This is a genomic window from Neisseria sp. P0021.S007 (genome assembly GCF_051956855.1).
On sequence record NZ_JBQCXA010000931.1, the window covers coordinates 1 to 565 of the forward strand.

General features: G+C 45.7%; 1 protein-coding gene. It reads left to right on the forward strand.

Features of this window, described 5'->3' with window-relative positions; genetic code table 11:
* Nucleotides 1-321 precede the first annotated feature (321 nt).
* Nucleotides 322-565 (forward strand): thiamine pyrophosphate-binding protein (locus tag ACTHUR_RS16800; RefSeq protein ID WP_440399818.1); only part of this gene is annotated, 244 nt, incomplete at its 3' end.

Below are 565 nucleotides of genomic sequence, written 5' to 3' on the forward strand. Positions count from 1 at the left end.
TACTCAAACTGTCAACAATCTCCCCACATCAAGCTCAATAAAACTGTTTTTTTATTTCTTTAAAATCAAACGATAATCTATTTTCACTCCTTAAACGTTAAAAGATGAAAGATTTTGTCTTGCTTGTACAGTCGGATTGCGTTATCGTTTCTACTCTTTTTCACAAACTCTGTGTTTCTTCCCAATTGATTGGATAGTCTGACTGTCATCGTATTCCCTCAGTGCGCGTACCCTAAATCGCTGCTTGGTGGAATTGCATTACAGGTGCTGTGGTGAGGCGGATTGTTCCTATTGGTTTGAGGCCATATAAAAGAGGTCAATATGCAATTATCAGGCGCACAAATCATCGTGCAAAGTCTCAAAGCCGAAGGTGTCGAGTATGTATTCGGCTATCCGGGCGGCGCGGTTATCGAAATCTACGATGCCCTTTTCCAACTCAATAAATTCAAGCACATCCTGGTTCGCCACGAGCAGGCAGCCGTACACGCGGCAGATGCCTATGCCCGTGTCAGCGGCAAAGTCGGCGTTGCCTTGGTGACTTCCGGCCCAGGCGTGACCAATGCGC